21 protein-coding genes and 1 pseudogene are annotated in these 19517 nt (G+C 64.8%); 12 read left to right on the forward strand and 10 right to left on the reverse strand.

The window, feature by feature from the left end:
• From D2V17_RS04700 to D2V17_RS04720, 5 genes and pseudogenes are all read left to right on the forward strand, one after another.
• Window positions 1-430, forward strand: a pseudogene (locus D2V17_RS04700) (P-type conjugative transfer protein TrbL); the annotation flags it as partial.
• 6 nt (window positions 431-436) lie between these two features.
• Window positions 437-1120, forward strand: coding sequence for a conjugal transfer protein TrbF (gene trbF / locus D2V17_RS04705; RefSeq protein WP_039577933.1), 684 nt, complete (start codon window positions 437-439; stop codon window positions 1118-1120).
• Window positions 1117-2154 carry a P-type conjugative transfer protein TrbG gene (gene trbG / locus D2V17_RS04710; protein ID WP_052208611.1) on the forward strand — a complete coding sequence of 346 codons (1038 nt, stop codon included), beginning with the start codon at window positions 1117-1119 and terminating at the stop codon, window positions 2152-2154. The genes trbF and trbG overlap by 4 nt, the downstream gene beginning before the upstream one ends.
• On the forward strand, window positions 2151-3515 hold the full coding sequence (locus tag D2V17_RS04715; RefSeq protein ID WP_081997453.1) for a TraB/TrbI/VirB10 family type IV secretion system protein: 1365 nt from the start codon (window positions 2151-2153) through the stop codon (window positions 3513-3515). Before trbG ends, D2V17_RS04715 begins: the two co-directional genes overlap by 4 nt.
• Entirely contained in the window at window positions 3512-3742 is a 231-nt protein-coding gene (locus D2V17_RS04720; protein WP_039577936.1) for a DUF2274 domain-containing protein, read from the forward strand. The genes D2V17_RS04715 and D2V17_RS04720 overlap by 4 nt, the downstream gene beginning before the upstream one ends.
• A 96-nt stretch (window positions 3743-3838) precedes the next feature.
• On the opposite strand, the gene D2V17_RS04725 is transcribed toward D2V17_RS04720, so the two are convergent.
• From D2V17_RS04725 to D2V17_RS04770, 10 genes are all read right to left on the reverse strand, one after another.
• Window positions 3839-4348, reverse strand: a complete 510-nt coding sequence (locus D2V17_RS04725) for a GNAT family N-acetyltransferase (protein ID WP_039577939.1) — start codon at window positions 4346-4348, stop codon at window positions 3839-3841.
• Window positions 4349-4351: 3 nt separating this feature from the next.
• A complete protein-coding gene (locus D2V17_RS04730; RefSeq protein WP_245978535.1) occupies window positions 4352-4612 on the reverse strand; it encodes a type II toxin-antitoxin system TacA family antitoxin in 261 nt (86 codons plus the stop codon).
• A gap of 137 nt (window positions 4613-4749) precedes the next feature.
• Entirely contained in the window at window positions 4750-5052 is a 303-nt protein-coding gene (locus D2V17_RS04735; RefSeq protein ID WP_039577945.1) for a hypothetical protein, read from the reverse strand.
• A gap of 55 nt (window positions 5053-5107) precedes the next feature.
• The gene (locus D2V17_RS04740) at window positions 5108-6007 is read right to left on the reverse strand and encodes a LysR family transcriptional regulator (RefSeq protein WP_039577947.1); all 900 of its coding nucleotides are present in this window, start codon (window positions 6005-6007) and stop codon (window positions 5108-5110) included.
• Window positions 6008-6184: 177 nt separating this feature from the next.
• Window positions 6185-7384, reverse strand: a complete 1200-nt coding sequence (locus D2V17_RS04745) for a type II toxin-antitoxin system HipA family toxin (protein WP_245978538.1) — start codon at window positions 7382-7384, stop codon at window positions 6185-6187.
• 41 nt (window positions 7385-7425) lie between these two features.
• A complete protein-coding gene (locus D2V17_RS04750; RefSeq protein ID WP_245978537.1) occupies window positions 7426-7770 on the reverse strand; it encodes a helix-turn-helix domain-containing protein in 345 nt (114 codons plus the stop codon).
• Between the two features lie 110 nt (window positions 7771-7880).
• The gene (locus tag D2V17_RS04755) at window positions 7881-8861 is read right to left on the reverse strand and encodes a FecR family protein (RefSeq protein ID WP_039577952.1); all 981 of its coding nucleotides are present in this window, start codon (window positions 8859-8861) and stop codon (window positions 7881-7883) included.
• Between the two features lie 32 nt (window positions 8862-8893).
• The gene (locus D2V17_RS04760; RefSeq protein WP_039577955.1) at window positions 8894-9436 is read right to left on the reverse strand and encodes an RNA polymerase sigma factor; all 543 of its coding nucleotides are present in this window, start codon (window positions 9434-9436) and stop codon (window positions 8894-8896) included.
• Window positions 9433-10218 carry a secretin and TonB N-terminal domain-containing protein gene (locus D2V17_RS04765; protein WP_052208615.1) on the reverse strand — a complete coding sequence of 262 codons (786 nt, stop codon included), beginning with the start codon at window positions 10216-10218 and terminating at the stop codon, window positions 9433-9435. Before D2V17_RS04765 ends, D2V17_RS04760 begins: the two co-directional genes overlap by 4 nt.
• Window positions 10215-10820, reverse strand: a complete 606-nt coding sequence (locus tag D2V17_RS04770; RefSeq protein WP_220474065.1) for an energy transducer TonB family protein — start codon at window positions 10818-10820, stop codon at window positions 10215-10217. The genes D2V17_RS04765 and D2V17_RS04770 overlap by 4 nt, the downstream gene beginning before the upstream one ends.
• Before the next feature lie 230 nt (window positions 10821-11050).
• Between D2V17_RS04770 and D2V17_RS04775 the strand changes: the two genes are divergently transcribed.
• From D2V17_RS04775 to D2V17_RS04805, 7 genes are all read left to right on the forward strand, one after another.
• The gene (locus D2V17_RS04775) at window positions 11051-12004 is read left to right on the forward strand and encodes a helix-turn-helix domain-containing protein (protein ID WP_191229078.1); all 954 of its coding nucleotides are present in this window, start codon (window positions 11051-11053) and stop codon (window positions 12002-12004) included.
• A gap of 379 nt (window positions 12005-12383) precedes the next feature.
• On the forward strand, window positions 12384-14009 hold the full coding sequence (locus tag D2V17_RS04780; protein WP_052209009.1) for a ShlB/FhaC/HecB family hemolysin secretion/activation protein: 1626 nt from the start codon (window positions 12384-12386) through the stop codon (window positions 14007-14009).
• Window positions 14010-14011: 2 nt separating this feature from the next.
• On the forward strand, window positions 14012-15796 hold the full coding sequence (locus D2V17_RS04785; protein WP_052208619.1) for a DUF2341 domain-containing protein: 1785 nt from the start codon (window positions 14012-14014) through the stop codon (window positions 15794-15796).
• Between the two features lie 23 nt (window positions 15797-15819).
• The gene (locus D2V17_RS04790; RefSeq protein WP_015460402.1) at window positions 15820-16236 is read left to right on the forward strand and encodes an ExbD/TolR family protein; all 417 of its coding nucleotides are present in this window, start codon (window positions 15820-15822) and stop codon (window positions 16234-16236) included.
• Between the two features lie 150 nt (window positions 16237-16386).
• Entirely contained in the window at window positions 16387-17088 is a 702-nt protein-coding gene (locus D2V17_RS04795) for a cell envelope integrity TolA family protein (protein WP_039577960.1), read from the forward strand.
• A gap of 52 nt (window positions 17089-17140) precedes the next feature.
• Window positions 17141-18919 carry a putative porin gene (locus D2V17_RS04800; protein ID WP_039577964.1) on the forward strand — a complete coding sequence of 593 codons (1779 nt, stop codon included), beginning with the start codon at window positions 17141-17143 and terminating at the stop codon, window positions 18917-18919.
• 123 nt (window positions 18920-19042) lie between these two features.
• The coding region (locus tag D2V17_RS04805) for a hypothetical protein (RefSeq protein WP_147367232.1) at window positions 19043-19517 on the forward strand (475 nt) is incomplete at its 3' end.

The following is a 19517-nucleotide window of genomic DNA, read 5'->3' on the forward strand; positions in this document are numbered from 1 at the left end:
CGCCGCTGGCGCCGCGGCGAGCAGCTACAGCCTGGGATCGCTTGGGAAAAGCGGTGCCGGCGCGGTCGCGGGCGGGCTTTCCGCTGTCGGCCAGTCGGCCGCAGGCGGCGCGGCCAAGGCCGCTATGGCCCCGATCAGGAAAGCCGCCGCCAAGGCTGGCGACAGCATGAAATCCAACTTCCACTCCGGCGCCCGTGCTGGCTTCACCGCATCCGGCGGGACCATCTCGGGCGGTCCCGGCGGTTCGGGCAGCGCACCGGCTACAGCGTCAGCCACGCCCGGCTCTTCGCTCGGTTCACCGCCTGCATGGGCTCAGGCGATGAAGCGCCAACAGGCGCTGCAACGCGGCGTTACCGCGATCACGCACGCTGTGCGCTCCGGCGATCGCGGTGGCGGCGGCATGTCGCCCGACATCAAGCAAAAGGACTGACGGCTCATGTTCAAGCGCCCCTCCATTCGTTACGGCAAGGCCGTCGATCCGGAAACACCCTATCAACGCGCCGCGCAGGCATGGGATGACCGAATTGGCTCGGCGCGCGTTCAGGCGCGGAACTGGCGGCTAATCGCTTTCGGCTGTCTCGCCCTGTCCGCGGGACTTGCGGGCGGCCTTGTCTGGCAGGGCGCACGCGGCACGATTACGCCCTGGATTGTTGAGGTCGACAAACTGGGCCAGGCCCAGACCGTCGCGCCGGCCAATGGAGACTATCGGCCAACCGATCCGCAGATCGCATTCCATCTGGCGCGGTTTATCGAACAGGTCCGCAGCATTCCCGCCGACCCGGTGATCGTGCGCGAGAACTGGCTACGCGCCTATGACTTCACCACCGATCGGGGCGCCGTGGCGCTCAATGACTATGCGCGCACGAACGATCCATTCGCCAATGTCGGCCGCATCCAGATCGCCACCGAGATCTCCAGCGTCATCAGAGCTTCGCCCGACAGCTTCCGCGTCGCCTGGATCGAGCGGCGCTATCAGGACGGCAGTCTTGCGGCGATCGAGCGTTGGTCAGCCATCCTCACCGTTGCCGTGCAGCCGCCCCGCGATCCCGAACGGCTGAGAAAGAACCCGCTCGGCGTCTACGTCAACGCCATCAACTGGTCGAAGGAACTGGGCCAATGACCGTATCCGCATCATCGCCTCGCCAGTCGCGCTGTACCTACGTGCTTCCGGCTTTGCTGATTTCCGTATCCACGCTGTCGGCCTGCGCCACCAGCGCGGCGAAGCCGCCCTTAATCCGCTACGACGATGCGCCCGCCATCGCGGCCGTTCACACGCCGTCGCCTCCCGCGCCAGTCGAGATCGTCACCGTGCCGGAGCCGCTGCCGCTCCCCGGCCAATTGATGCCCGTTACCGAGAGCAGCGCGCCGCCCGAGCCCGCTGACCCTTCGGTACGCGTCAACCAGGCCAATGCCGCGGCTCGGATGCAGCCAGTGCGCGACGGCTTCATCAACGCGATCCAGGTCTACCCATGGTCGGATGGCGCGCTCTATCAGGTATATGCCGCACCCGGACAGGTCACCGATATCGCCCTGCAGGAAGGCGAACAGCTCGTTGGGCCCGGGCCGGTTGCGGCCGGCGACACGGTGCGCTGGATCATCGGTGATACGGTGAGCGGCTCCGGGACGTCTGCTCGGGTTCATATTCTCGTGAAGCCAACGCGGCCGGATCTTTCAACCAACCTGGTCATAAACACCAACCGTCGTACCTATCATGTCGAACTGCGCGCCACCCAGGCCACCTGGATGGCCTCGGTCTCCTGGACCTATCCACACGACCGCCTGATCGCGTTGCGCGCGCAGAACAGCCATGCCGCGTCATCAACACCCGTCGCCACCGGCGTCGACGTATCCCGGCTCAACTTCCGCTATCGGATCGAGGGCGACGAAGCGCCCTGGCGCCCGGTTCGAGCGTTCGACGACAGCGCGCAAGTGTTCATCGAGTTTCCCGCCGGTATCGCACAAGGGGAAATGCCACCGTTGTTCGTAATCGGTCCGGAAGGCGGCGGCGAGCTGGTCAACTATCGTGTGGCGGATCGCCATATGGTCGTCGATCGCCTCTTTGCGGCCGCCGAACTCCGTCTTGGCGGGGAGCGCCAGCAGACCGTCCGCATCGTTCGCGACGACGGACAGCGCCAGCGCAGGACCCGGCGATGAGCAGCGCGCACGAGCCCCGCGCGGCGCTCGACGCGCCGGGACGGCAGGATGATGCAGCGGCGCCTTCGACATTCGATCGCGGGGCGGAAGACGCGGAACGCGGTCCCCGCGAAGCGCCGTCGCAAGAGCCGCGAGACGAGCAGCTTCTGGAAGATCCTCAGCCGCTCGCGGACCCTGCGGGCTTTCGGCTGCGCGGCGATCCGCCGCGCGTCATGCGCCTGTCGCGCAAAGCCATCGCAACCCTGGGTGCGGTCGGTGCCCTGGCCGTGGGCGGTGCTCTGACCTTCGCGCTCCAGAGCCGTGACCGACAAGCGCCCGAGGAACTCTACAACACCGACAGTCGAGCCGTGACCGAACAGGTCGCCGCGGCGCCGCGAGACTATAGCCAGTTGCCGCCTGGCGTGCCTCAACTCGGAGCGCCGCTCCCCGGCGATCTGGGCGGCCCGATTCTCGCCGCCCAACAAGGGGACGCAGCGGCTCCCGATATGGCGTCGCCGCCCGGCGCGCAGGGCATGACGCCGGAAGAGCTGGCGGCCCAGCGTGCCGAGCAGGAACGGGAAGCCGCCATCGCGAGCCGGCTCTTTCTGGGCGGTCAGGCCGGTGCTCCGGTCCAAGTTCAAGCCCCTGGCACGGGTGGGGCGGTTCCCGGTATCGATCTCGCGGCCCTCGGCGCGGCAACACCCGCGACACCGGAACCGGCGGATGGGCCGAACATGCAACGCGCCAAGCGGGAGTTCGTCGAGCGCGGCCCGGAGAGCAGAACCATCAACAGCGGCCGCCTCGTCGATCCGGTCTCGCCCCATGTCGTGCAGGCAGGCAGCGTGATCGCGGCCGCCCTCATCACCGGGATCAGCTCCGATCTGCCTGGACAGGTCACCGCCCAAGTCACACAGAGCGTCTACGACAGTCCGACAGGCCGCACATTGCTCATTCCGCAAGGATCGCGGTTGATCGGCGACTATGACGCGGAGGTCGCGTTCGGACAGCGCCGCGTACTTCTGGTCTGGAACCGGCTGATCCTGCCCGATGGGCGTTCGATCATTCTCGATCGCCAACCCGCAGGCGACGCCTCCGGCTATGCCGGCATCGAGGACCGCGTCAACGAGCATTGGGGCGGCATCCTGCGCGCCGCAGGCCTTTCAACGCTGCTCAGCATCGGCGCGGAACTCGGGACCGATTCGGATGACGACATCGCGCGCGCCATCCGCGACGGCGGCCAGAATACGATCAACCAGGCGGGTCAGGACATTGTCCGCCGCCAGCTCAACATCCAGCCCACGCTCACGGTGCGGCCCGGCTACCCGGTCCGTGTTCTCGTGAGCCGCGATCTAGTGCTGGAGCGCTGGAGACAGACACGATGACCAAGCTCAAACTTGGCGATCTCGCCGAAGACAAGCCGGTCCGGCTCACCATTGAATTGCCGGCCTCCATCCATCGCGATCTTGAGGATTATGGCCGCGTGCTGGCTCAGTCGACCGGCGCGCCACAGCCGGTCGCCCCGGTCCGGCTGATCGCCCCAATGCTGGAACGGTTTATGGCGACGGATCGCGGGTTCTCGAAAGCGCGCCGTCAGGCGCGGGAAATGTAGCGCAGCGTTCGTGCGGTGATTAGCGCGCGTAACTAAAGGTATGGCTAAACTGCTATCTCCCAACAAGCGGATGTGCGTACCCACCGGCGGGATATGTCAGTGATGGGCCGCAGTGATCGAAGCCGCGATATCCGCAACCGAACGGAACAATATCAGCGGATCATCCTTGGAGGCGACGAAGCCTCGCCTGGTCCAGAATGACGCAGCGTCATCATCCACCGCGTTCACCACGAGCGCACGCCCGCCGATCAATGAAGCGGCCGTGACGCATCGTTGAAGCGCATGTTTGACGAGCCCTGTGCCAATACCCTTGCCTGTCCACCGTTCGTCGGTCGCAAGTTGGCCGAGCAGCAGGCAGGGAACCGGGTCGGGCGGCTGGCCGGTACGGATCGATCGAGGCAGCCGTCCGGGGACGATAGCCGTGGGCGCCAGCCCATAGTAGCCGACGACGCGATAATGCTCATGCACCACGATGACCGCTGTAAATCCCTTTTCCTGGTTCGACAGCGCACGCGTCTTCAGCCAGCGGTCAAGTGTCGGTTTACCGCAGGAAAAATCCGAGATGTTGTGTTGGGCGCTGAGAGCCTCGGGTCCGGAAAGAACCAAGGTTCAATCCTCGCTTGTCGCACTTGTCTCCCACGGCGCAGGACGCCGGATCAGTTCGATCATCTCCGGCACAGGAACCGGCGGCCCGGACAACGCTTCCATGAAAGCGTCGAAACTCGCCGCGCTCATGCGCACCGGAAGGGTCTCCATCAGCACGTCTTCGGCGGCCCGAACCGCCGCGTCTCGCACGAAATCCGTCCGAGAACGCCCGCGCAGCATCGCCGCACGGTCGATGATCGCGATATCTGCGTCAGGCAACCGCATGGAAAGCGGATGATCTTTTCGCTCGGCTAGACGGGGCATCGGGAATCTCCAAACCACATCCCATTTAGCGCATGTAGCGTAAATTGCAATACAAGAACAGATGGCGCCGGGAACCATGCGCGCAAGCCTCTCCGCCGTTATCGGCCCATGAAGGCTTCGAACCTTTCCCTGCCCTCCGCCTCGACAATGGCGGTCTCGGCATTGGCGCATTCATCGCCACGCACGCTGCCATCCCGGCATCGGTCGACCACACTCCTGGCTTTTTCGAGATTGGCGGCGAAATACTGTGTGCCGCGAGGCACGGCCGAAGGGAGTGGCAAGTTCACACTGACCTCCCGGTTCGCCGCGTCGATCGGCAGGATAGCCGGGCGCAGAACGAAGCCGAACCCAAAGCCGATTACCAGCGCGATGATCGCGACCGCCACTGTCTTGCCGTGCATCCTGTTCACTCCTTCTAGTCGCTTCGGAAATCTGCTGACGCCGGCCGGGCCGTGATCAGGCATCGGGATAGCGCTCGCGGATGAGGCCGAGGAAGCGCCGCAGCGCTGGGCTCGTGTCGTCGCTGCGCCAGTAGCAGCCATAGTCGATCCGGGCCTGGCCGGTCGGTTCATGAACCTCCCGGAAGACGATGCCAGGATGATTGACCCCCAGCGCCGATTCCGAAACGAGGGTAAGGAACCAGCCTGCCGAGACCATCGCCAGAACATTCTCGCGGCTGACATCCTGGGTTTCGACTTCGGGTTGAAAGCCAGGCTCGGCCAGTCGGGCTTGCATCAGCCGCATCAGGTCCGGGCCAGGGTCTTGCGTTCCCAGCACGAATGTCTGGCGTCGCAGATCGGGCCAATAGATCCGTTCGGCTTCGACGAGGGGATGACCCTCCGGCAGTGCGACCAATACGCGCTCGGACCAAAGCGACCGTCGTTTCACGGCCGGATCTGCCAGTTCGCCGGTCACGACGGCGAGATCGATCACGCCGGCATGAAGCGCATGATGGAGAAAGCAGCGATCGCGCTCGACTCCGTTCAGTCGGACGTCCGGGAAGCGCCGCTGGAATTCTACGATCGCAAACCGCAGGTCGCCCGCTGTCAGCGAGCTGCAAAACCCGATTGTGAGTTCGCCGGCATCGCCATTGCGCATCGCGCGCGCTCGCGTTTGCAGATTGTCGATCTCATTAACGATACGGCGGGCGGCCGCGATGATCGGCAGCGCTTCCGCCGTCAGGGTCGCACCGCGCGTTCGCCGCTCGAAAAGCTTCACGCCGAGCCGGTGCTCCAGCAGCAAGACGTTGCGACTAAGTGTCGCCTGCTTGATTCGCAACAGGGCCGCCGCCCTCGAAAAGCTCCTCATTTCCGCCGCGAGGACGGCGTAGCGTAATTGTTTCGTTTCCAGTGGCACGGCCGACCTCCCCGACGGAGGAAGGGAGGGATATCCGGGACAGTCTGTCGACCCGCCCCTGGAAATCCGTTGCTCACATCACTTCCTCCTGACTGAAAGACCAGCGGAGGCGGCTGCAAACGAAACGGATTCTGTCATCGGAACGAAATAATTAACCTTGTCAGCCCGCCAGGCCGCTCAATCCGTCAGGATTGGCATCATGGTTTTTACATGCGCATCGATCCGCTCCAGCACAGCTGGCGGAACGACGACGCGTGCTGGCAAGGTCCACCAATGCGCGTCGATGCGCTGCACTGTCTCCGCCACGGCTTTGAGCACGGCGGGCTCTGGAAGTCTTGCCCGATTGGCGAAGGCCTTCCACCGAGCCGGACCCAGTGCCTTGAACGATCGCTCACCGCCAAGCGACAGCGCTAGGCCATCTGAGGGAATATAGGGAACCGTCGAAAGCGTGTCGTAGATCGGCGCCAGTGCTGGGGTGTCGCCCGCACCTGGATAGATCAACGACCAGTTCTTGAGATGCATATCGCCGTTGCCCATCACAACCGAGAGGGTCAGTCTGCGGACGAATTCCAGCGCGGCGAAGGGTGAGATTGCGACGTTCAGCACCGAAGCGATGTCGTGGAAGGCGGCCCCGTCATATTTACGTGCGGGATAAAGGCCGAAGATCTGCGCGAAATCTTCAATATGGACGCGCTGTCCATTCGCCGTGCGATCGAAACGGCGAACGAGGAGAACCAGGCCTTCTGCAAGTGTTTCAAATTCTCCGGGTATCCCCTCAAACTGGTCGCGGCTGAGAAGCTCCCGCTCGGGGACATCCATCCCGATTGCTTCGGCAAGCGCGAGATTGGCAAATTCGTTTTCCGATACGCCCGGAAAGGCGGTGGATGGGAACTTGGCGATATATTGTCCTTCGCCGTCACCAAACGGCAGCGTCAGACCTCCGCCCTTGCCGGTGTTCTTCATCACCGAGAGCTTCATTTGCACGCCCGCCAGCGAAAAACGAGCCTTGCGTGGCCCATGTGAGGCTGTCGTCGTGACGCTGGCCTGTCCGTCAGAGGGCAATACGCGCACAGCGCCGGGCAAGTCTGCGCCGAGCGCCGCCAGGAGATCAAAATCATTGCCTGGCCGCACAGTGCCGGCGTGGTGCTTCTCCATTGCTGCGCGCAAACGGTCTTCGGGCAGGAGATTGGCGAAAAAGGGCGGCAAGGCGCCAGAGACGGGGCGCGGGTCTTTACGCAAATCCCCTGAGGCCGAGCGAAGGGACAGGCTCAGAACCGGAACGCCGCCTGTCGCGCGATAGGCCGGATCAAGGCTGAAGGCGCTGAAATCACCGGGCGTTCTGACGATCGTGCCGACCTTCACGTCCTTCAGCAACACATCCAGAGAGGTTATCGTCTCAGCGGTTGGCAAGGCTGTCATCACCGCTCTTCCGGTTGCGGGCTGAAGGCTGGGCGATCGTCCTCTGTCTCCGGATGTAAGAGCGCCGCCACAGCCGGCGCCATCGCCTGGGGCACCAGCATCATCTCAAGGCCGACCGCCCGGGCGATGTTGATCAATGTCGTGGCGCGCGCCGCCGCAGCCCCTGTCTCAATGTCGCGATAGCGTGGGCGTGATATGCCGGCGAGATCGGCGACTTGTTCCTGGGTCAGCCGCGCGGCCTGCCGAGCGCGCCGAAGATGGTCGCCGATCTCTTTCAACGTGCGGTCTTCCATTTGATACCTTTGCGGATCGATCGACTGACAATTGATCTGAATAGGTATCATATCAATGAAGCGCAATCAATAAAAGATCCTAAAACATATCATTGCTACTATGCATGGCTCGTTTTCGGATCATTGTATGCGGTCGAGGCGCGGGAATGGCCGGAAATGGGTTAGCTCATCACCACCACGCCGCCGGCAAGATGGCGGGCGCGCAGGTTCAGCAATTGCTCGATCTGCGGGACGGCTTCCTCGATCCGGTTGGTGTGGAAGATCGCATTGACCTCAAGGCCGCCCAGCGCCGCATTGGCGAGCACGATCTTGCCCGAGCGGTAGAGATTGATCTGGTCGACCACTTCGGCCAGCGAAGCGCCTTCGAAGATCAGCAGGCCGCGTCGCCAGGCCGTCGCCTTGGCGCCGTCGATCTCGCTGCGACGTGTTCCGCCATCGGCTGCGACAAACACCTGTTCATTCGCGCGCAGCATGAGCGGCCGATCGCCTCCACGGCATGTCACCTCTCCATCGACACAGGCGACGCGAACGCCGCCGTCGAGGCGCTGGACGTTGAAGCTGGCGCGATGCGTCGAGGCCTCCACTGCACCGGCCTTCACCCGGAACGGCGCACCGCGCTCCCCGGCGGTGATGAAGGCTTCGCCGACCACGAGGCTGATCCCGTTGGCGCCGTCGCGGGTCGTGTCGAGCAGGGAAATGGCGGTGCGGGAATTCATCTCCACCTTCACCCCGCTCACGGGCGCAAATGCGTAGCGCTCTCCGATAGCGGTCCGATGATCCGCGGTGAGTTCGGCAAAGGAAGGCCAGAGGCCAAGCGGCGGTCTGGCGACGCCCAGCGTCAGTGCGGCGACGGCCACCGTGCCGCCGCCGGCCAGAACAGCGCGGCGGCTCACCATGGCGGGCTGCTTGTTGTGCTTCGCCGCGACGGCGTAATTGCGCACGCCGGCAATCTCACGAAAGGCGGCCTCGTGCGCCAGGCTGGTGGCGCGCCATGCCGCGAGCCGCGCGGCATCATCGTCCGTCGCTGCGCCGGACGTCAGGCAGACGAGCCAATCGGCCGCTTCGACGAGCAGGTCGTCGGCGTCATCTTCACGGATCTCCCGATCCGTCATCGGCAATCCGGATCCAACGGGCGCGGCCATTGCGCGGTCTGCATCCTCAATTCTTTCTCCTCCTATCGGGTAGACACGCGAGCGGCCCGCTCAGCGAAAGGGTTTTTTCGCCGGGTGCGGCGCGCGCAGTGCAAGATGGCGCCGCGCAGGTCCATCTGGATCAGCCGGACCGTCACGCCATAGTGATCGGCGAGTTGCTCATGGCTCATCGTGCCGGTGAAACTCTCGATGAAGACGTGGCGCTGGCGGGGCGTCAGTTCACCCAGCACTTTCCAGACATGGGCGAGTTCGCTGCGCGCCAGAGCGATCCGCTCGGGTCCGGGCGCGTCATCCGGGATCGACAATATGTCTTCGATATCCTGGCTGCCCAATACCCGGCGCTGTTTGGCCGACATGGTCGCGGCCATGTTGATCGCCGCGCGATAGATATAAGCGTCGGGGTCGTTGACCGGCGCGTCATCTTTGAGATCGCTGAACTTGATCCAGGTCTCGTGCAATGCTTCGCCAGCCAGGTCTTGCGAGCCAAGGCGCGCGGCCAGGCGATCGCGAATCTGGGTGTAACGGAGCGCCAGCGTTGTTTTGATACTGGCCCGCGTCGCGCTCATGGACGCCGCCTCCCGCCAGGTGGAGCGGCGCGCCCTGCAAGACGGTCGGTCTCCACTTCGAAGCGCATCGAGCGGCTGAGCCCCTCGGGCGGCGGGCTGCTGATAATCGCGCCGAACAGGATCTGGCGGACGCGGGCGTCCCAATCGGGTTCGGAACTGCCGCGCATCAGGCGCACCTCATCGATGCGGCCGGTCGGATCGACGGAGACGGCGATCTCGATGCGGAAACTGCGCCCCTCATAGGCGCCGTCGCGCTTCAGGCGCTCGAAGATTTCCGTCTGAACGCGCTGGGCATATTGATTGTAGGCGCTTGGATCGCGGCGACCGACTAGGCGCGGCGCGCGAACTTCCGCCATGTCGAGATGGAGCGCGGACGGGCCAGCCGCCGCCGCATTCCCAGCCCGGTCGGATGGCGGCGGCTGGCCCTCGACGAAAATCACCGCAGAGTTGGGGCCGGTGAAGCGCGCCGAGAGGCCGGTGCCTTGCAGAAGATGTCGAAGGGCCGCAGGCGCGGCATAGACGCCGCGGAGCGGTGTGGACTGCCGCGCGCCGGCGAGGCTTTGGCGATAGATGATGTTGACGCCGCTCACGGTCGCAAACTCGGCGATCGCCTGCGCCACGGGCTGGGCAGGAATATCGTAGCGCCGCTCCTGCATCGCCGGCGCTGTCTGGGCTGCCGCCACCCCGGCCATGCAGATCGTGAGGACGATGGCGGCATAGAGCAGAAGCCCTTGTCCACTTCGCCTGACTGCAATGAAGGGGATGCGCGCAATCCTCGTCATCCGAGCCTGAAGGTCACCGGGATGACGACGCTGAGCTGGCCGGGCCAGCCTTCCGGGAAAGCCGGGAGGGGCTGCGCGCGCATGACCGCGGCGACCGCTTCCCGGTCGATGTCGGTTACGCCGGAGCTTTCCCCAACCCAGGCCTGGATCACCCGCCCGTCACGCGACATGATGAAGTGCAGCATGACCACGCCCTCGCGCCCCGCATCGCGCGCGCCGGCGGGATAGATGCGGTAACGCGCCAGATGAGCCTCCAGTCGCCGGCGATAAGCGAGGACATCGGCGTTCGGGAGATTGGCCAGATCATGTGCTTCGCCCTGCGCCTCGGCACTGGCGTGCGTCCCATCTGACTCAGGCCCGGCAGCGCGCGGCAAAGGGTCAGGGTCTCCGGTCAGCCCGGAGGTCTCCGGGGGGCGTGGCTGAGAGAGGGCCTCCGCCATTTCGCCGCGTTGTGGGCTATCGTCGCGAGCGCGTCCATCCGCCGGATCGAGCGGGATGAGTTCGACGATCAAAACCGAACCGCGATCGCCGCCGGCGACATCGCGCACAGGCGTGCCCTTGTCCCAGGCCCATAAGAGAGCGGCCCCCATGACAGCGTGCATGGAGAGCGAGGCGAGCCAGCCTATCAGTCGTGTCGAGACCTCCCGACTCATCGTCCGCCCGTCATCCCACTGTCATTCAAATGCTCAGCCCGTAGGCAGAATTTATCGCGTCTTCGTGACAGCTGGCCGGGCCGCGGAATTCTTTCGCGATGCCGGGCTGAAGAAAAATGCCTCGAAGCGAAAAAAGTCTTTCGTTCGATGTCGCGAGATTGGTCTTCCAATCGAGGACCATGACCATGCACCCGACTATGGCCATCAGATTGGAGACGCATGACGCGGATAACAGGGCGATCGCCCTGCCATCCGTTCGCGCAGTCGTGCCCCATCGTCAGGCGGTCGCCGTTGATGAAGCAGCACGCCCCGCGGTCTTGCGGCAACGCTTCAAGCTCGGTCCGCTCGACTTCGATTATCGGGCTTTTCCGCGCCAGCGCGTTGTCGCGCTCTCCTCGACCGACACGACCGTCCATATCGTCCTGCCGATCACTGGGATGACCGTGGTGGTGACGGAAGGCGAAGCCCAGACGCTCCGCGCCGGTTCGGCGTTGCTGCTTGGCGCCATTACGCGGACGGCCGTTGTCTGCACCGCCGGTTCGAGCGCGCTCTTCCTGCATATTCCGCGCGCCGCCATCCAGTCGGCCGCCTCGCGCGCGCTTGGCAGTCCGCGCCGCCTCGCCGCGATCGATCATCTCTTCAACTGGTCGCTCGACGATCTGGGCGCCCGTCTGCCGCGCGCTTCGGTTGCAGCGGAGCCCGGCCATGACGATCCTGTCCTGGAACGGCGGACGCTCGATGGACTGGTGAAGCGGTTGCGCGACGATGACGTTGCCGACACGCTCTTTCCCGTCGCGCGCTCGGTGCAGCGCGCCGTCGAGCATATCCGCGCCAACCCGCAGCACAGTTGGACGATCAACGATCTCGCGCCGATGGTGGGCGTGACGCCCGGCACCTTGCGCCGGAACTTCCGTACCTGTCTCGGAATCACCGTTACCCAGCTCGTTCAGCAAATCCGTATCGAGTGGGTGAGAGCGCGCCTGGAGAGCGTGACCGAAAGCCGTTCCATCAGCGACATCGCGCTCGCCGCCGGTTTCGGGGCGCCTGGCGTGATGAGCCGGACCTATCAACGTCACTTTGGAGAAACTCCGAGCAAGACCCGCACGCGGGCCTTTCGCGCCATGCGCGACTGAACCTTCCTCCCGCTCATGGGAGACAATAATTCCTCTAGCGTCCTGACGAATAGTCAGGGCGCAATTTCTGCTGCAATGAAGTAGAAATACAATATTATGCGACATAAATTACTATCAAGTGATTCGCCTGTGGCATTACGATAATACGTAAACCAGCGATCTCTGTAACACAACTTACATACTAAACGACCTAGGCGAGACGAAACGCATTTGGGCATGTGTTATGTCTTGAGACTTGCCCGCATCCCTTCTTAAGAGCGCATCGACAACTGGCGCTGCAATGCAGCACGGGTCTTTGCGCGCGCCGGCCATGGGATGACAGCGACCGGTCGCCGTCCGGCTCCAAGCCGTGCGGCGCTTCCGGCAGGGGGTACAGGTTTTGAGGTTCGATAAAGATCACTGGCGCCGTGCCGCGAGCCATGTCGCGCTTGCCGTCTCGATAGGGTTGATCGCATCGCCGGCACTCGCCCAGGGCGGCGGGGCTGGCGACGCCATCGCCGCCCCCGCCGAGGCAAGTGCCCGCTTCGACATCATGGCGTTCCAGGTCAGGGGCAACACCGTCCTTGCGCCCGACGATGTCGAGCGGGCGATCCTGCCCTTCATGGGGCCGGGACGAAGTGAGGCCGATGTCGAGGCCGCACGGGCGGCTTTGCAGAAAGCCTATGAGGACGCCGGCTATGTGGCGGTCTCTGTCTATGTGCCTGAGCAATCCGTCGACGGCGGGGTTCTGCAACTGGCTGTTCAGCAACAGGCCATCGGCCAGCTGCTCGTCGAAGGCGACACGGGACGCGCCGATGCACTGCGCGCGATGGCGCCCTCGGTCGCGCCGGGCCAGACGCCCAACCTGACCGCCTTCCAGCGCGATGTCGTCGCGCTCAACAGCAATCCCAATCGCCGCGTCACGCCGGAACTACGCGCCGGCGAAGCGCCCGGAACGCTCGATGTCGTCCTCAAGGTCGAGGAAAGCTCGCCGTTTCACGCCTCGGCGGAACTCAACAATTTCAGCTCCTCGGCCACGACCGATCTGCGGGCATCCGCGACGATCCGCTACGACAATATGTGGGGACGCGGAGATTCCTTAAGCCTGTCCGCACAGACCGCCCCTGAGCGCACCGACGACGGTACTGTCTTCTCCGGCAATTATCTGATGCGGCTGGGGCAAGGCACGCAGCTCCTGCTCTACGGCGTCCACTCGGACAGTGACATCGCAGTGGTCGGTGGGACCAATGTTGTCGGCAAGGGCAAAATGATCGGCGCCCGGCTGATCCAGTCGCTTGGCTCCAGCGAAGGCTTCTATCATTCGCTGACGCTCGGGTTCGACTGGAAGGATTTCAAGGAGGATGTGATCCTCGGGTCCGACCGCGCGTCTGCCCCGATCGAATATTTCCCGTTGATCGCGAGCTGGCGCGGCGACTGGGCGGGCGATCGCTCGAACAGCAATATCACCTTCTCGGGCACTTTCGGCATCCGAGGTCTCGGCGATCCCTGGGAGCGCTTCGACGCCAAGCGCTACATGGCCCGCCAGAGCTTCATCGCCTTGAAGCTGGACGCTGAGACCACGCGAACCTTCGGGCCTGATCTTCAGCTCAACGCGCGGTTCTCCGGCCAATGGTCGCCCGATCCGCTGATCTCGAACGAAGGCTTCTCGCTCGGCGGCATGTCGAGCGTACGCGGCTATTATGAGTCCGAGGCCATCGGCGATTATGGCTTCGCCTATCAGACCGAACTGCGCTCGCCGGATTTCGCCCGGATGCTGGGCAGCGACCTCATCAATGAGCTGCGCTTCCATGCCTTCATCGACAGCGGTTATGTCGGCATCCATCAGCCGCTGGAAAGCCAGCTTGCGACCCGCAACACCTGGCTTTCCAGCGCCGGCCTCGGCGCGCGGCTCAAGCTCTTCAACCATCTGACCGGCGCGATCGACGCCGGTGTTCCGCTTCGGTCGGGCTCGGAATCCGAGTCCGGCGACATCTTCGTTCGCTTCCGCATCCAGGGGGAATTCTAATCATGTCTGTTATTGCACGTCTCAAAAAGGGTGCGGTTGCCGGTGGCATCGCGCTGGCCGCGACTGTCGCATTCGCCGCACCGGCTCACGCCTGGTGGGAGGCCGATTACAGCTACCGCACCAGGATCAATCTCAACGTCGATGCGGCCGGCATCACTGGCGAAGTCACGCGCGCGCCGGTGCTGGTCCGCCTGCACTCGGGCAATTTCAGCTTCAAGGATGTGAAGGCCGACGGTTCCGACCTGCGCTTTGTGGCTGGCGACGATCGCACGCCGCTCAAGTTCCACATCGAGCGCTGGTCGCCGCAGGACGAACAGGCGCTGGTCTGGGTTGATGTCCAGGGCCTTCAGCCGGGTCAGACCTCTGCGATCTATGCCTATTACGGCAATGAAAGCGCCGCGGCTGCGCAGGATGCAGCCGGCACGTTCAGCACAGACTATCGCCTTGTCTATCATTTCGACAACGAGGGAGCCCCTCGGGACGCCACCGCCAATGACGCCCACGCCACTGGCGGAGAAGCGCGGAACGCGGGCGGCCTGATCGGATCGAGCCTCATTCTCGATGGCGCGAGCCCGGTGACGCTGCCTGCGTCCGCCTTCGCTTCCGGTCCGCTTTCCATCAGTTTCTGGGTGAAGCCTTCGGGCGATGGCGCGATCTTCAGCCTGCCCGGTGCCGTGAGCCTCGTCGCAGAAGGCGGCCAGCTGTTCATCGACGCCAATGGGACGCGCAGCAATGGCGGCGCTCTGGCGGCCGATAGCTGGGCCAATGTCGCGCTGGTGAACGACGGCGCCAAATCGACCCTCTACATCAATGGCCAGCCTGCGGGCGAACTGGCGGGCGCGCTCCCGGCAGCGACCGGCGCCGCCGTCATCGGTCAGGGCTTCACCGGTGAGATCGACGAATTCCGCGTCGCCGGCGTCGCTCTGCCGCAGAGCCTGTTCCAGCTCGCCGCCGCCAGCGAAGGCCAGGCCTCGCGGCTGGTGACGACCGATACGCCCCAGCAGGTCGAGACCGGCGGTGGCCACAACCATTTCGGCATTCTCTTCTCGGCTCTGACGCTCGACGCATGGATCGTGATCATCATCTGCGCCTTCATGCTCGCGATCGCCATTGCGATCATGATCACCAAGGGCTTGCTGATCAGCCGCGTCCGCAGCGCAAACGAGGCCTTTATTGGCGCCTATAGCCAGATCTCGCGGCGTGCAGGCGATCATGATGGCCTCCCGGCGTTCGATCCGGGCAATGCCGCCGCCGACTCCACGCTTGGCCGTCTCTACAATATCGGGCGCCGTGAGCTCACCGAGCGCCTGCGTGAAGGCAAGGCCACCGGCAGCCGCTTTGCGATCCGTGCCCAGTCGATCGCGGCGATCCGATCCGCCCTCGACGCCGGACGCGTCCGCGAAAGCCAGAAGCTCAACTCGAAGCTGGTGCTGCTGACCATCGCCATCTCGGGCGGCCCCTTCATCGGCCTGCTCGGCACGGTGCTGGGCGTCATGATCACCTTCGCGAGCGTTGCCGCTGCCGGTGAGGTCAACATCAACGCCATCGCGCCGGGTATCGCCGCCGCGCTGCTCGCGACCGTCGCGGGCCTTGCCGTCGCGATCCCGGCCCTGTTCGGCTACAACTATCTGCTTAGCCGGATCGAAGAGCTCACCGCCGACCACGACATCTTCGTGGACGAGCTGGAGAAGCGCATCGCCGAGACCTGGCAGGATGTCGGTCCCGCAGGCGGGCCCGCTGGGCAGGATACGCCCGCTCCCGGACCCGTCCCCGCCAAAGCGGCTTGACCCGAACTTAAGGAGATCAGGCCATGGGCATGCAGGTAGGTGGCGGCAAGAAGCCGTATAACGAGATCAACATCACCCCGTTCGTCGACGTGGTGCTGGTGCTCCTCATCATCTTCATCCTGATGACGACGGCGGCTGTTCAGGGGATCAAGGTGGACCTGCCGTCCGCCTCCTCGGCCAAGACGCTCGAGGCGCAGAAGAGCCGGGTCATCGCGGTATCGAACGACGGGACCGTGTCGATCGACGCCATCCCCGTCTCTATGGCCGAACTGGAGAGCCAGCTGCGGTCTTCGATCGCGACGACACCGGACCTGGCGGTGATCCTGCGCGGCGACCGGGCGGTTCAGTACGACAAGGTCATGCAGGTCCTCGACCTTTGCTCGAAGGTCGGCGTCCCCAGCCTTGGCATGGCGTCCACGCGCCCGCCGAGCGCGAACTGAGGCGGAGGGGATGATGGACCATGCGTGTCAAACGCTCCCGAAGCCGCTTTCGTCGTCGCAATCGGCGGCCCTGGTTTCTGCTGGCGCTGGCGATCCTCTTGATGCTTGCGGCGATCTCGATCGTCCGGCTGACGACCTAGGGAGGCGATCATGGCCGCAGGCGCATTGATCGCCCCCGGAAGCCCCAATGGGCCGCGGGGCCGCCGCAAGACATCGCCCATCACCTTCGGCCGCGTGCTGGTGGTGGTCGGCGTCGGCCTGGCGATTGTGATCGGCTACAATTTTCTGGGCAAGCAGACCGTCTCCGATCGTCCCAATGAAATGCGGACGACGCAGGTGATCCTCCCGCCGCCACCGCCCCCTCCGCCGCCGCCCGAACCCCAACAGGTCGAGCAGCCGCCGGAGCCGACCATCGCGCCGCCGATCGAGCAGCCGCTCGATACGCCGCCGCCGCCCGACGCCAGCAATGATCCTGCCCCCGGCGACAATGCGCTGACCGCGCGCGAAGGCGCAGGGCCGAGCAATTACGGGCTGGCGCGCGGAGACGGATCAGGCACCCGCATCGGTGGCCGCCCCGGCGGCGGCAATCCGTTCGGAGCCTATGCCTCGCAGGCGCAGAGCTGCATCCAGCGGGCCGCCCAGGCTGACCGTGAACTGACACGCGGCCGTTATAGGGCCGAGCTTGCCGTCACCATGGCCGCCAATGGCCGGATCGCCGACGCCCGCGTCAGCGGGGTCGATGACCGCCGCGCCGCGCGCATCCGTGCGGTGCTTTCGGGAACGACCTGCCCGCCGCCGCCGGCGGGGCTCCCGGTCATGCGCCTCGAAATCAACAGCCGCTCGGGAGGCTGATCGCATGTCCGCGCAGCACCCAGTGACCACTCTCTCGAAGGGGATAGACATAATGATGAAGGTTCCCGGCCAGACAGGCCGCCTTAAATCTCTGCTTTTGGCGGCGTCCGCTGGCGCTGCGCTTCTCGGCTCGCCGGCGTTCGCGCAGGACGATACGGGCATCGACCCGCGTCAGCTCATCGAACAGATGGTGGCCGAGAATATCATCACCCGCGAACAGGCCGATCGAATGATCAGCAATGCGCGGGCCGCCACCATCCAGGCGCGGGCCCAGGCACCGGCGCCGCTCCCGCAAGCGGGCGTCGCCGCCGATGGCACCCAGACCGTCACCTATGTTTCGCCTGTCGTGCGAGAGCAGATCGCGCAGCAGGTGCGCGCCGAGCTTGGCACCCAGGCCCAGGCCGAAGGCTGGGCCCGCCCCGGCGAGACGCCGGAATGGACGCGCCGCATCCAGCTTTACGGCGATGTGCGCGTGCGCGGCGAAGCGCGCCGCTATGACGACGCAAATGGCGACATCTTCTGGGACTATGATGCGATCAATGGCGGGCAGCCGCAGAACGTCAACGCCAGTTCGACCGGCTATATCGATGCGCCGTTCCTGAACACGCTGGAGGATCGCCAGCGCTTCCGCCTGCGCGCGCGTCTTGGCGTCAAGGCCCAGATCACCGACTGGATCACCGCCGATATCCGTCTCGCGACAGGCGCGAGCAGCTCGCCGGTCTCGACGAACCAGACGATGGGCGCCGACGGCAGCGGCAAATATCATCTCTGGCTCGACCGCGCGTCGATCCGCCTCGCGCCGACCGAGAATGTCGCGCTGGAGTTCGGCCGTTTCGCCAATCCGCTGTGGATGTCGGATCTCGTCTTCGACAACGACATGAATTTCGACGGCGTCGCGATCTCCGGCCAGGGCGCTGTTGCGGATGGCGTGCGTCTGTTCGGTACGCTCGGCGCCTTCCCGGTGTTCAACACCGATCTCAACTTCGGCACCCGCAATGCGCCGACAATCATCGACCCGGAAACGGGCGGCGAGATCGGCACTGGACGGCCGTTCAAGAGCGAGGATCGCTATCTGTTCGCGACGCAGGCAGGGGTCGAGTTCAATCCGACCGAGCAGATCAATGTGAAACTTGCCGGCGGATATTATCATTTCGACAATATTGCCGGGCGTCTGTCCGAGCCCTGCTACTGGACCGAGCTGGTCTGTTCGACCGACGCCCTGCGTCCGGCCTTCCAGCAGCACGGCAATACGATGATGGCGCTGCGCGATCCGCTTTATATCGGCTCGCCCAATCCCGAACTGGAGCCGGATAATCAATATTTCGGGCTCGCCTCGAAGTTCGAGCTGCTCCACATCCGCGCCCAGGCCGAATACCGGGCCAATGAACGCTTCGGCGTCCGGCTCGAAGGCGATTTCGTCAAGAATCTCGGCTGGGACCGTGATGCGATCTCCGCCATCGCTTGGAACAATCTCGGCCCCAATGGCGACACCTATAATGGTCGCTACGATGGCGGCGATGCCGGCTGGCAGGCCCGCCTGACCGTTGGATCGGTGATGAACCTCAATCTCGCCGGCGACTGGCAGGCAAAGCGCGGCGACTGGAACGCCTGGGTCGCCTATCGGCGCCTCGAAAGCGATGCGGTGGTCGACGCCTTCGCAGACAGCGATTTCCACATCGGCGGCACCAACAATCGCGGCTGGCAGATCGGCGGCAATTACGCAATCGCCAGGAACACCATCCTCGGCTTCCGCTGGCTGTCGGCGGAAGAAATCGCCTCGGCGCCGTTCAGCGTCGATCGCGGCTTCATCGACCTTATGACGCGGTTCTGAGGCCCGGATAGGCCCATGTCCACGTCAACGCTCCTGATTGTCTCGGCCGCGCTGCGCTCCCACGGCGCCGGCCATCGCAATCGTCCGGTTCCGTCCGGCCCCCTCAACGGGCGGAGCCGGGCGTTGACACATCTTATCCAGATCTCCGGCGCCGCTACTCGCCTGATCCGGTCCGGTTCCCCCAAAGACGGACAGGACCAGGTTGCGGTGCAGGAGGCCGTCACGGACCGGCTATGCCAACGGCCGGCCCGTGCGGCGGGAGCGGCGCTGGCCATCGGTCAGCGCCCGCTCACCCTTTTCCCGAACCCGCGCGCTGGTTCACGCCAGTTCCTGCGCCGCGCGGCGACGGCGGGCTCGCCCGACACCCTCTTCATCGGGCGAGCCTCGCTTGCGCTGGCGTCTTTCGCCACACTGTTCTTCGCCGGCAGCGCCCTTGCCCAGACAGCCGAGACGAGCGCGGAAGCGCCGCCGCTTGTGATCGAACTCGATCCGGCCGAAGTGCGCGCGCCTGCGCCGCAGCGCATCGGCGGCTCCGGCCCGCAGCCCTGTGTGATCGTCGATATCGCGGGCACGCGCGCCGGGCATCTCGACTGCGCGA

The organism is Aurantiacibacter xanthus, assembly GCF_003584015.1.
Classification (GTDB): domain Bacteria; phylum Pseudomonadota; class Alphaproteobacteria; order Sphingomonadales; family Sphingomonadaceae; genus Alteraurantiacibacter; species Alteraurantiacibacter xanthus.

What these genes read in the sequence shown, in the direction of transcription:
- D2V17_RS04715 (WP_081997453.1), top strand. Translation starts at nt 2,151, where the DNA reads ATGAGCAGCGCGCACGAGCCCCGCGCGGCGCTCGACGCGCCGGGACGG.
- D2V17_RS04775 (WP_191229078.1), top strand. Translation starts at nt 11,051, where the DNA reads ATGACCATGCACCCGACTATGGCCATCAGATTGGAGACGCATGACGCG.
- D2V17_RS04730 (WP_245978535.1), bottom strand. Translation starts at nt 4,612, where the DNA reads ATGCGGTTGCCTGACGCAGATATCGCGATCATCGACCGTGCGGCGATG.
- trbF (WP_039577933.1), top strand. Translation starts at nt 437, where the DNA reads ATGTTCAAGCGCCCCTCCATTCGTTACGGCAAGGCCGTCGATCCGGAA.
- D2V17_RS04735 (WP_039577945.1), bottom strand. Translation starts at nt 5,052, where the DNA reads ATGCACGGCAAGACAGTGGCGGTCGCGATCATCGCGCTGGTAATCGGC.
- D2V17_RS04770 (WP_220474065.1), bottom strand. Translation starts at nt 10,820, where the DNA reads ATGCACGCTGTCATGGGGGCCGCTCTCTTATGGGCCTGGGACAAGGGC.
- D2V17_RS04785 (WP_052208619.1), top strand. Translation starts at nt 14,012, where the DNA reads ATGTCTGTTATTGCACGTCTCAAAAAGGGTGCGGTTGCCGGTGGCATC.
- D2V17_RS04750 (WP_245978537.1), bottom strand. Translation starts at nt 7,770, where the DNA reads ATGATACCTATTCAGATCAATTGTCAGTCGATCGATCCGCAAAGGTAT.
- D2V17_RS04800 (WP_039577964.1), top strand. Translation starts at nt 17,141, where the DNA reads ATGATGAAGGTTCCCGGCCAGACAGGCCGCCTTAAATCTCTGCTTTTG.
- D2V17_RS04760 (WP_039577955.1), bottom strand. Translation starts at nt 9,436, where the DNA reads ATGAGCGCGACGCGGGCCAGTATCAAAACAACGCTGGCGCTCCGTTAC.
- D2V17_RS04765 (WP_052208615.1), bottom strand. Translation starts at nt 10,218, where the DNA reads ATGACGAGGATTGCGCGCATCCCCTTCATTGCAGTCAGGCGAAGTGGA.
- D2V17_RS04795 (WP_039577960.1), top strand. Translation starts at nt 16,387, where the DNA reads ATGGCCGCAGGCGCATTGATCGCCCCCGGAAGCCCCAATGGGCCGCGG.
- D2V17_RS04755 (WP_039577952.1), bottom strand. Translation starts at nt 8,861, where the DNA reads ATGGCCGCGCCCGTTGGATCCGGATTGCCGATGACGGATCGGGAGATC.
- D2V17_RS04720 (WP_039577936.1), top strand. Translation starts at nt 3,512, where the DNA reads ATGACCAAGCTCAAACTTGGCGATCTCGCCGAAGACAAGCCGGTCCGG.
- D2V17_RS04790 (WP_015460402.1), top strand. Translation starts at nt 15,820, where the DNA reads ATGGGCATGCAGGTAGGTGGCGGCAAGAAGCCGTATAACGAGATCAAC.
- trbG (WP_052208611.1), top strand. Translation starts at nt 1,117, where the DNA reads ATGACCGTATCCGCATCATCGCCTCGCCAGTCGCGCTGTACCTACGTG.